The sequence below is a fragment of the Oleiphilus sp. HI0128 genome (assembly GCF_001635365.1).
On record NZ_LWGG01000739.1, the window covers coordinates 1 to 10,834 of the forward strand.

Annotated in this window: 9 protein-coding genes and 1 pseudogene; 9 read left to right on the forward strand and 1 reads right to left on the reverse strand. The window is 43.7% G+C overall.

Translation table 11 applies throughout. From position 1 onward, the window contains the following. From A3763_RS09510 to A3763_RS09550, 9 genes and pseudogenes are all read left to right on the forward strand, one after another. Positions 1 to 427 (forward strand): annotated as a pseudogene (locus A3763_RS09510) (AMP-binding protein); the annotation flags it as partial. A gap of 242 nt (positions 428 to 669) precedes the next feature. Further along, positions 670 to 1,887 (forward strand): alkane 1-monooxygenase, encoded by a 1,218-nt coding sequence (locus tag A3763_RS09515; RefSeq protein ID WP_231872153.1) that lies wholly within the window; start codon positions 670 to 672, stop codon positions 1,885 to 1,887. Between the two features lie 56 nt (positions 1,888 to 1,943). Further along, positions 1,944 to 2,297, forward strand: a complete 354-nt coding sequence (locus tag A3763_RS09520; RefSeq protein WP_068507124.1) for a hypothetical protein — start codon at positions 1,944 to 1,946, stop codon at positions 2,295 to 2,297. Positions 2,298 to 2,335: 38 nt separating this feature from the next. Further along, positions 2,336 to 2,503 (forward strand): rubredoxin, encoded by a 168-nt coding sequence (locus tag A3763_RS09525; protein ID WP_068507129.1) that lies wholly within the window; start codon positions 2,336 to 2,338, stop codon positions 2,501 to 2,503. A gap of 13 nt (positions 2,504 to 2,516) precedes the next feature. After that, on the forward strand, positions 2,517 to 2,693 hold the full coding sequence (locus tag A3763_RS09530) for a rubredoxin (protein WP_068507132.1): 177 nt from the start codon (positions 2,517 to 2,519) through the stop codon (positions 2,691 to 2,693). A gap of 9 nt (positions 2,694 to 2,702) precedes the next feature. Next, positions 2,703 to 3,860, forward strand: coding sequence for an NAD(P)/FAD-dependent oxidoreductase (locus A3763_RS09535; protein WP_068507134.1), 1,158 nt, complete (start codon positions 2,703 to 2,705; stop codon positions 3,858 to 3,860). A gap of 612 nt (positions 3,861 to 4,472) precedes the next feature. Further along, on the forward strand, positions 4,473 to 5,075 hold the full coding sequence (locus A3763_RS09540) for a TetR/AcrR family transcriptional regulator (protein ID WP_068507139.1): 603 nt from the start codon (positions 4,473 to 4,475) through the stop codon (positions 5,073 to 5,075). Next, positions 5,072 to 6,184, forward strand: a complete 1,113-nt coding sequence (locus A3763_RS09545) for an efflux RND transporter periplasmic adaptor subunit (protein WP_068507142.1) — start codon at positions 5,072 to 5,074, stop codon at positions 6,182 to 6,184. Before A3763_RS09540 ends, A3763_RS09545 begins: the two co-directional genes overlap by 4 nt. Further along, a complete protein-coding gene (locus tag A3763_RS09550; protein WP_068554400.1) occupies positions 6,184 to 9,456 on the forward strand; it encodes an efflux RND transporter permease subunit in 3,273 nt (1,090 codons plus the stop codon). Before A3763_RS09545 ends, A3763_RS09550 begins: the two co-directional genes overlap by 1 nt. A 354-nt stretch (positions 9,457 to 9,810) precedes the next feature. Here A3763_RS09550 and A3763_RS09555 read toward each other — a convergent pair whose 3' ends face one another. Next, the gene (locus tag A3763_RS09555) at positions 9,811 to 10,494 is read right to left on the reverse strand and encodes a histidine phosphatase family protein (protein WP_068507539.1); all 684 of its coding nucleotides are present in this window, start codon (positions 10,492 to 10,494) and stop codon (positions 9,811 to 9,813) included. Between the last annotated feature and the right edge of the window lie 340 nt (positions 10,495 to 10,834).

Consider the following 10,834-nt stretch of genomic DNA (forward strand, 5'->3'; position numbering starts at 1 on the left):
TCAAGTGATGAGTGGTTATTGGAATATGCCAAATGAAACCGCAAAGGCATTAACTGAAGATGGCTTTTTCAAAACGGGTGATATGGGCGAATGGACTGATGACGGTAAGCTAAAAATTGTTGACCGTCTAAAAGATATGATTATTGTTTCAGGATTTAACGTCTATCCAAATGAAGTTGAAGAAGTATTAACCAGTTTTCCGCAAATTCTAGAAGCAGCCGTAATTGGTGAAGCTGATGACATTTCAGGTGAAAAAGTATGTGCTTATGTTGTACTAAAAAATGAAGCAACAGAAAAAGAAATTATTGAACACTGCCGCAAAGTGCTGACCGCTTATAAGGTTCCCAAGAAAGTGGTCGTACTAGAAGAATTGCCTAAATCAACTGTTGGGAAAATACTGCGAAGGGAGCTGAGACCTGCTTCCTAAATGACTTTAAACAAAGTCATCAAACAAAACGAGCCCCGTGATTTTGCCATAGATTTCGGTTAGCTATGTTTTGATATTTATTCAGGTTTTTAGGGTGCCCAAATGGCACCCTTTTTTTGTTTGAAATATGCTTTCGTTCCACTAAAACGACACGAATTGACTGTGACATGACACCTAGGGCCATAACCCTGGCCTGCGTCTCCCGATAAGATTGTTTTACTAACAATAACGGAGAAAATCTCATGTCTAAAGAAGCGGCAGCAATGCTTTCGGTCCCGCGCTCTCAAAGCGAGGGTGAAATCACCACCTGGATGTCATTAAAAAAATACGCTTACATCATTTCGCTGATTTTACCTTTAGCGCCTATCGGATCATGTTATCTAGCGGTTACAACAGGAAATGGCCTATGGTTATGGACAACAATCGTATTCTGGTATTTCGGAATAGCGGCACTAGATAGCTATTTTGGTGATGATGAAGCGAATCCAACCGAAAAAATGGTCGAAGAGCTTAAATCAGAGCCTTACTACAAAAAAGTGATGTACCTGACCGTTCCTTTGCTTTGGGCAGCGGTGATTGCATGTGCCTATACGGTATCTCAATACGAATGGTCCTGGTTTAACTTTATTGGTGGAGCCTTAACAGCAGGTTTAGCCGCTGGAATTGGCGTTAACCTTGGCCACGAGATGGGCCATAAGGTCAATGACCGAACGCAGGTGTTTTTTGCAAAGATGGCTCTAGCTTTACCGGGATATGGGCACTTTTTTATCGAGCACAACAAAGGCCATCACAAAGATGTGTCGACGCCTGAAGATCCTGCATCATCAAGAATGGGCGAGTCTATCTATCAATTCGTAAAACGAGAAGTGCCTGGGGCATTTCGCCGAGCATGGGAGCTGGAAAGCGCAAGGTTGAAGCGACAGGGTAAGTCAGAGTGGTCGTTACAGAATGAGATTATCCAGCCCGCTCTTGCAACTGTTGCATTGTACAGCATGCTGCTAGCTTACTTTGGGCCTGTGATGATTCCATTTCTGTCGATTGTGGCTGCATTCGGCTACTGGCAGCTGACGTGTGCAAATTACATTGAACATTATGGTTTGCTCAGGCAGAAGAACGAAAAGACTGGGCGATTCGAGCGCTGTCAGCCACACCATTCCTGGAATTCGAATCAGAAAATTTCCAATCTGATTCTCCTGCACTTACAACGTCACTCTGACCACCACGCGCATCCGACTCGCGCTTACCAAGTTCTCCGTGATTATCATGGTGTACCTTCTCTTCCTGCCGGATACCCATGGATGTTCGTATTAGCGATGATTCCACCGGTTTGGTTTTCGGTAATGGATCCGAAGGTTGTGAAATGGGCTGGTGGAGATATGGACAAGGTAAATATCGAGCCCACTAAGCGCGACGAGATCTTCTCTCGTCACCATCACCCTGAAGTAGAGAAGGCTGCCTAGGCAGGCTAAGTCTAACGGGATTAGAACACAATTACTGAACGGGTTTAGGTGCGTCCATGCTTGTACTTTCTTTATTGGCTCTGATCGGAGTCGCAGGGTTTGGCTCATTCCTGCTTAAAAACAGAATACAAAAACGAGCCATAAGAAAGTGGATGATCACTGTTCATGGATTAGCCGCCTCAGGTGCTTCGGTTCTGCTGATACTGGGTCTGTATGATGCGCATTCAGCAGATACTACCAACTCATGGAACTGGGTAGGACTTGTGCTCACTCTAGGTGTGGTCATTGGTTCGTATCAACTGTTCAGAAAAGTACTCAAAGGTAGGTCGAAACCTTTGATCTTGCAGTGCCTGCATGGTGTGTTTGCAGCGAGCGCGATATGCGTTTTGGCCTACTCGATGATTATTTAATACAACGACATATCAAAACTTAATAAAGGAGCAAAGACATGGCTCAATATGAATGCCCAGATTGTGGCTACATTTATGACGAAAGCAAAGGCGCTGAGCACGAAGGCTATCCTGCAGGAACGCTATGGAAAGATATTCCGGATGACTTTCCTTGCCCTGACTGCTTTGTGAGAGAAAAGCCAGATTTCGAAGAGCTGAAAGATTAATTGAGGAGCGATCATGAGCACAGAGAATTATAGAAAGTATTGTTGTATCACTTGCGACATGATTTATGACGAAGCATTAGGGATGCCCGAAGAGGGTATCGCGCCGGGTACACGCTTCGAAGATATTCCGGACGACTGGACCTGCCCGGAATGTTCGGCTTCAAAATCTGATTTCTATCTTGTCGAATAGGTGGCAGCCATGAAGCATATTATCATTATTGGTTCTGGGCATTCCGCGATTACGCTCGTCCGTGAACTTCGAGCGCACGGTAAAGCACTTAAGATAAGCTTACTTACGCAAGATTCAGGTGATTTGTACTACAAGCCAAATTTATCGAAAGCGATTTCAATGAATAAGGCGCCGCTTGATCTGATTATGAAAAAAAGGGAAGTTCTTGAACAAGAGCATGACGTTAAAATCATCCATCAGGTTCAGGTTGAAGCGATTGAAACAGACCAACGTTGTGTTCGTTACCGAGACTCTAATAGCGCAGTCAATGAACTAATATTCGATGAGTTGGTTTTAGCAACAGGCGCATCCCCGATGAATCTCGAACTAACAGATTCTCCACGATGCGTTTCAGTAAATAATCTAGCTGAATACGAAATGTTTAGAGCAGAACTCCAAAAACTTGATAAAAGCACGAGTCGAATCGCCATTATTGGTGCCGGTTTTGTCGGTATCGAGTTTGCCAGTGATCTGTGTAATAACGGCTTTCAGGTTGATGTTATAGATACTGCGAGCTGGCCGCTTAGCAGAAGTGTACCTGAGCAACTCGGTGAGCACATAATGAATGCGTTCCCAAAAGAACAAGTACAGTGGCACATGGAGCAGAAGGTAGGTGATGTTCAAGATGACGGTGATCAGCTTTTACTTGAGCTAGATACGGGTACCGTCATCCGCGCAGATCTTATCTTGTCAGCAGTTGGATTATTGCCTCGTGTTGACCTGGCTAAACAGGCTAATATCGAAATAAATCGAGGAATTATGACTGACGAATTCCTTAGAACAAGTCATCCCAATATTTACGCGATCGGTGATTGTGCTGAGACACTTGGTGCTGTTCGTTCGTTTATTGCTCCAGCAACCGCATCAGCAAAATGTTTGGCAAAAACCTTATGTGGGGAACCTGCTGCTTTAGTTCTGCCACCACAGGCTGTAGCGGTAAAGCTAGCCTATTCTCCCTTAGTGATATGTCCCAGCTACGAATCTAAAGGGGAATGGCGCGTGGAAGGCGAAGGTAACAGTTACGCTGCTCGTTATACGACTCAGTCCAATATTAGTGGCTTTGCATTGCTGGGTGAATGTATTGCTCAGAAGGGCAGTTTTATTAAGGAGATAGAACTTACTGGATAGGTATAATCTTTTAGCTCGAAGGGTGTCTAGCCCGCAATTTCGATGCGAATGCTGTATGAGAGTGTATGGATTGTCTAGATTTCTTGGATCTACCACCTATTTAGCCAATGGAAATGTTAAACCAATTGGTTGGATAGAGTTTTACGCGATGATAGTAATTTTTGTACGAAAGTGGTTTTGTAAACAAGTAACTTAGTGGCTACATTACTACAAGCAGTCCGCAGGATATTCTGTATTTGAGTCTATATTTATGTCCGCTTCTCTCACGTTACGGAATGGTGAAAAGCGGTCAGAAGATCCGATCCTATTCTCCGATAAATTTTACATTACCTACCAGAGGAATCCGCACATTAACAATGAAAGCTGATTCTAGATAATGAGCTTGTGGGAACGTATTTACCTATTTGTGCTTCAAAGGGAATTGAGGATAACCGCGATACCTAATTAGTTTGTCTAGTAAGTGATATTTGTGTGACTCTGAAGATGTTGATGGGTGTCTCATCTTTAGACTGACGCCAACGTTGCATATTTCTTTTTACTTTAAGTTCTATTATTCTATCTATAGAACGTTCGTTCTATAGATTTTGCTGGGATATAAAAAGAGAGAAATAAGTGGCCAAGTCCAAGTTTTCAACCAATGAAGAAGCCTTGAACGCTATCTTCAATGTATCCATTCCGCTTTTCGCAAAGCAGGGGTTTAGTGGTGTTTCAATACGCCAGGTAGCCACCGCCGTTGGCGTGAGTATCGCAACGATCTACCACCACTTTCCTGACAAGAAAGCGCTGTATCTCAGCAGTATCGAAGCTTCGTTTAAAGACATAGCTCCAAAGTTAGAAGCCGCTTTGCAGCCCGTTGGTAGTGAAGAGGAACAATTGAGGCGATTTATCTTTCAGTTCACGGAACTCATGGCAAACGACGAAAATCTTAGGCTCCTTCTACAACGTGAACTGTTAGAAGCTGATGAAGAAAGAATATCGCTACTCGCGAATAATGTTTTCATGGCGCAATGGGTAAATGTATTAAAACTAGTGGAGCGAATTTCTCCCAATAGCGACCCGCACATGACATCTATTTCTTTGTTCTCCCTTGTTTTTTATCACTTGGAATCTAAACCAATGAGGGTGTTTTTTCCTGGTGGAAAACCCGAGCATGATGACCCTGAATTCATTGCTGAACATGTATGTCATTTACTGAAAAATGGAGTGTTCCAATGAGTCTACGATTAGTAACACGATTATTAGCTGTTCTTGCAGCCGTCAGCATAGCTACGGCTTGCGGCGAGCAAAACGATACACTTCGTACCCAACTAGTGGCCGCCAAGCCAATTGAGGTCGATGCTCATCATGTTAAAGAAGATCTAGTGCCTCGATTTTATTCGGCAACAGGGTACACCAATGTATCTCGCAGTATCGAAATCAGTACTTCGCAATCGGCAACGATTGACGAACTGACAGTAAAAGAGGGTGACATGGTGTCTCAAGGTGATTTGCTAGTAGCCTTGGATGAAACCGAATTGCTTACCTCTATTCGTCGAGCAGAGAGTGCTATCGAATCAGCCAAAATTCGATTAAAGGATATGGCACATGATGTAGATAATGCTCGTCAACTGCGCGAAAAACGCGTGATTACTGTGGAACAACTTCGCAAGGCAAAAGTGCAACACAATCTTGCGGAAACTCAGTTGAATCAAGCGCAGAGTGAGCTGGAAAGGCAGCTTGCTCGGGAGCCTTATCACCGCATCAATAGTCCAATTGATGCACGCGTTATTAAGCGCTGGGTGAATCAAGGGGATTTGGCTGTTATTGGAAAACCTCTTCTTCAACTCGAAGCGATTGGTGGTTTGGAGTTTGAGGCTTCGTTGCCAGCAGAGTGGGGGCAGACTCTAAATATTGGTGACCAATATGACATTAAAATTCACAAGCGCGATGAACCCGTTAAAGCCGTTATATCTCATATCGTGAATAGTGTTGATCGTATTACCCAAACCATTCAGATCAAACTCGCTTTGCCTGAATCCTACAAACTTGAAGCCGGCTTATCAGGGCAGGTGGACTTCATTATCTCTTATGAAAAACAGATTCTTGTTGATTCTTCATCAATCATTAAGCGGGCGGGGGTGTTTGGTGTATACCGAATCAATGAAGGTAAAGCAGTGTTTACGCCGGTCAATTTTGAGCGGAAGTGGCAACGTTATTTGGTGGTTCTCTCAGGCCTCGAGCCATCGGATATCGTTATCACTAACCCGCCATCTTCCTTAAGAGATGGGAGTCCAGTGGTCTTTAAACCTAGCGATGCCTCAGTAAATAGTGCAGAGACCAAGTAATGGATAAGAGCCAAAATTCGGGCGGCAAAGCAGCTTCTAACAGCAGCTTTAATATTGCCCATACGCTAGCCAAAACCTTTGTTGAATCAAAGCTTGTATTGGCCATTATTCCTGCCGTTATCTTGTTCGGTTTAATGGGGCTGTTTGAAATTCCCCGTGAAGAGAATCCTCAGATAGTGATTCCCGCTGCCGAAGTCACCATTCCCATACCAGGTATGTCACCTTTGGAAGTAGAACACTTGCTGCTAACGCCGCTCGAAAATCATCTCAATACGATGCAGGGGGTAAAGCACACTTACGGTGTGGCAGGAGAAGGCTTTGCCAAGATTCAAGTGGAGTTCAAAGTAGGAGAGGATAAAACCGAATCATTCGTGAGGCTCTATGACCAGGTGGAACGATACAAAATTCAGTTACCGCCTTTAGCGGGCGAGCCACATATTCATCTGATGGATGTGGATGATATCCCCTTTATAGTTGTGACCTTGGCTTCTGACAAGTACGACCGCTATCAGCTCACACATATGGCTGAAAGAATGACCGAGCATCTACATAGTATTGAGGGCGTTGGGCTCAGTGAAATTCATGGTGGTCAGGAGAACGAAGTACGCGTTGAGATAGATCCCACGCGTTTACAAGCTTTAGGTTTGGGCTTAAATCAAATTAGAGCGCACATACAAGGCGCTAGTATTGATCACTCGCTTGGCTTTAAGGTGATCGACAAAGACAACCAGCATTTGCGAATTAGTCATAAGCTGGAAGACCTTGAAGAGCTTAAGCGATTGGTGGTGTTTCGTGATGACGATAAAGTCGTTCATCTACAAGATATAGCGCATATTACCACCGAGCCAGATACCAAAAACTTAAGCTTATCTCGCTTTAACTTTGGCCCCTCAGATAGTCGTTATAAACAGTACAAAGGGGAAGAGATGGCGGCTGTTCATATCGGTATCGCTAAACAGGCCGGTGTTAACTCAGTTCCTTTATCTGAGGCTATTCTGGAACGCGTCGCATCGATGCAAGAACAATGGATTCCTAACTCTGTTGAAGTAGTTACCACCAGAAATGATGGCCAGACTGCGGATGATTCTGTTAACTATCTTATTGAGCACCTCTTTATTGCAATCGCTGTCGTGAGTGTCGTGTTGTGGGTGTTTCTGGGGGGGCGCGCGGCGTCTATCGTATTCATTACGATACCTATCGTTTTCGCTCTGGTGATTGGAATCGACCTATTAGCCGGGCCAACTTTGAATCGTATGGCGTTGTATGCCTTGATACTCGCCTTGGGACTGTTGGTTGATGATGCCATTGTTGTCATCGAAAATATTCATCGGCATAACCAGTTACTCCCGAAAAATAGTTCTAAAGAGGCTTATTCAAAAGCCATTGTTAATGCCGCGTCTGAGATTGGTAACCCCACAACATTGGCAACAATTACGGTGGTTGCCGTATTCTTATCTCTGCTGTTTGTGACGGGAATGACGGGTGAATATTTTTATCCTATTGCGTTCAACGTACCTGCAGCGATGATCGCATCTCTATTGGTTGCGTATATTATTACGCCGTGGGCTGCCCGACGTTTCTTAACCGTCACCCACGAAGAACATAAAGAAATTTGGCTACAAACCTACTACAGAAGTTTGTTCAAGCGCCTCAGCCAAAGTAGGAAGTGGCGAAAAGTATTCTATCTGGGTGTGTTGGTCTGTTTGCTCGCTTCGTTACTGCAACCAAGTTGGCAATTTATTCGCTCGCAGGGCGTTGGTGGAGAACTATCGCCTATGGGCGTCAATTTAGTGTTTCTACCTAAAGATGATAAGAACACCTTTTTGGTGACATTTAAATTACCGGATGACACGCCCCTTGAGGAAACAGATCGCTTGGTGAGAGAGGTTGCGGGGGTTGTCCTTTCGCACGATGAAGTGGCGAATACACAAACCTTTGTAGGCGGCCCCTCCGTTATCGATTTCAATGGTCAAATAAAGGGAAGTGCAAATAACGTCGGCTCGCAGTATGCAGAAATGAGGGTTAATCTGAGTCATAAATGGACGCGCGACGATACTTCGATAGAGATTGTGCAGCAATTGCGTTTAGCACTTGCCGATATCATTGGTAATCACCCTGAGGCTACGGTTCAGTTATTAGAAGACCCTCCTGGGCCACCGATAAGAGCGACGGTTCTCGCTGAAATATACGAACAAGATAACGAGAAACGAGAGGCAACGGCCAAAGAATTAGAGACGCTGTTTAAAGATACCTGGGATATGGCTGAAGTGTGGACGAGCAATTCCACGCCTATTCAGGAATATAACTTCAAGATCGATCAACGCAGGGTTTTACTGGCCGGTTTAGATGTGCAGCAAGTTGCTGCTGCATTAAGCTTTTTTGTGCAAGGAGATATCGTGAATCACTTGTATGAGCAAGAAGCGAGAAATCCTATACCGATTAGGCTTGTCGTGCCTCATAACCAGCGCATTGTGCCGGAGATACTGGCTCAGACCTTTGTGAAAAATAAAGAAGGGGCATCCATCCCCTTATCGACGGTGATTGATATTGTTCCGAATGAGAAAGCGACACCTATTTTCCATAAGGATAATGAGCGAGTTTCTTATGTGGGAGGAGAGCTGGTAGATAGTGCACCTGTGTATGCAGTGCTCGATTTGGAAAAGAGAATCGAAGTATTACAAGTCGATAGAGAAACTAAAATTACGACGCGAAATCTGGGCTTTGTGCCTGATTCACCCACTACTTTGGATGACACTGTCATTCATTGGGATGGTGAATTGAGGCTGACACTGGATGTGTTTAGAGATTTGGGAATTGCGCTGGCGATGTCACTGCTTGCTATCTACTTTCTCTTAGTTGCTTACTATCAATCCTTTAGTTTGCCATTGCTTGTCATGGTATCTATTCCATTAGGTTTGATTGGTGTATTTCCGGGCCATTGGTTGCTCGATCAAGACTTTACCGCACCATCAATGATTGGTGTTATTGCTCTTGCGGGCGTTGCTGTTAGGAATTCTTTGCTGATCGTTGATTTTATCAGGGAGAGAATAGCCGAAGGCATGTCGCCAGAAGAGGCTATCTCAGATGCGGGCGCATTAAGAATTATTCCCATAACCTTAACCACCTTGGCCATTGTCTTTGGAACACTGGTAATCATCCCTGATCCCGTGATGGGAGGACTGGCTGTCTCCTTGATTTTTGGATCCATCAGCTCGGCGATTTTAACCGTGCTTGTTGTGCCGCTATTGTATGGGCGAAAAAACAAATACTGAATATAGTATGGCCCGATTTTTTCAATGAGCTGGAATTGAAAAATAATTATGTAGAGAGTTGATTATGAATAATCGACTTAAAAGTGCAGTGGCGCTAGATTTTGTTTGCGCTCAGCAATTGAAGTCTTATTTCTCTTAAAATAGCTAATGCGATAATAGGAAGTTTCTGGATAGTTTTGTGTCTGCTCTTCTCACATTCCCGATGTAACTGATCAGGTCAATATTGGCCTGAATATCCAAACTTTATTGTCGATGCCGAGAGTCCGACTTGCGGACATTTAGGCCTTAGTGAGCTCGTTAGTTTAAGTACAGCCTATATTCTAAGCTGTAAGGCCAAGTTCGAGCCGATACATCTTAGGCGTAGCTTATTAAAGTTTTGCCCTCATCTAGTTCTAGGTGAGGGGTATGGTTAAAACCCGACAGCACCATTCGGTCCCGCTTAATATCGAAACTAGCGTAGCTTGCGTTTTTAATCTGAAAGTTAATATCAATCATCTGCTCTACGCTTAGTCCCATCACTTTTCTTATCGCCATCGAAATTGCGCCACCTGAGCTGACTAACATAACGGTATCATCACGATCCGCTTGCTGTCGAATTGCCTCTAAGCCAGTTTCAATTCTGTACTCAAAGTCGCTCCAAGATTCATCTACCAGACCTACTAGGTCGTTATTCGCCCAGGCAAACATAGCTTTTTTCAATAACTTGAAAAAGGTGGCCGGGTTGGAGTCTCTACTTAAGTTAAACGCCTGGTCGCTATTAAGTGACAAATAAGCTTTTATCAATCCCTTAAAGTCGAATTCATTCCAGCGCGGATCAGTTTCGATAGCTTGATTATATTGCAATGAGCGAGTGATCGCGTCAGCGGTTTCAATATGCCTTTTTAAGCTGCCGCAAATAACTCGACTGGGCTTGATAGAAGTGCTGTCAAAATATTCACCTAGTAAATGGGCTTGTTTGTGGCCGAGATCAGAAAGCTGGTCATAGTCTTGCTTTCCTAAAGAGGCTTGTGCGTGCCGTGTAAGTATCAGTGTTGCCATTTAATCGCTCTAAGCATGGATAAATATTAGTTGGCAAAGTCTATGGAAGTAAGCAGTATTCAGCAAGTTTATTCAATTGATGGCAGTGCATTAGCTTGGATTATAGTTCGTGCGCTGAACAGTGTCTCCTTTAGTATGAGAGCCTGTTAACACCTTAAAAGACTCGTAAGAAAATCCACATATATAAACAAAGAATAAGTTTGATGCAGGTTAGGGGTAACGGTAATAAAAATACTTTTAAAATGTAAGGAAAGGTAATCTGGTACTAGATATAACTTTAGGTGAGCTACTTAAAAAATTGAATTACGAAGTAAAAATAGTTTAATCGATAAAATAACAG

Excerpts from the sequence above, each read along its gene's own strand:
- A3763_RS09515 (WP_231872153.1), top strand. The coding sequence starts at position 670 with ATGTCTAAAGAAGCGGCAGCAATGCTTTCGGTCCCGCGCTCTCAAAGC.
- A3763_RS09520 (WP_068507124.1), top strand. The coding sequence starts at position 1,944 with ATGCTTGTACTTTCTTTATTGGCTCTGATCGGAGTCGCAGGGTTTGGC.
- A3763_RS09525 (WP_068507129.1), top strand. The coding sequence starts at position 2,336 with ATGGCTCAATATGAATGCCCAGATTGTGGCTACATTTATGACGAAAGC.
- A3763_RS09530 (WP_068507132.1), top strand. The coding sequence starts at position 2,517 with ATGAGCACAGAGAATTATAGAAAGTATTGTTGTATCACTTGCGACATG.
- A3763_RS09535 (WP_068507134.1), top strand. The coding sequence starts at position 2,703 with ATGAAGCATATTATCATTATTGGTTCTGGGCATTCCGCGATTACGCTC.
- A3763_RS09545 (WP_068507142.1), top strand. The coding sequence starts at position 5,072 with ATGAGTCTACGATTAGTAACACGATTATTAGCTGTTCTTGCAGCCGTC.
- A3763_RS09550 (WP_068554400.1), top strand. The coding sequence starts at position 6,184 with ATGGATAAGAGCCAAAATTCGGGCGGCAAAGCAGCTTCTAACAGCAGC.
- A3763_RS09555 (WP_068507539.1), bottom strand. The coding sequence starts at position 10,494 with ATGGCAACACTGATACTTACACGGCACGCACAAGCCTCTTTAGGAAAG.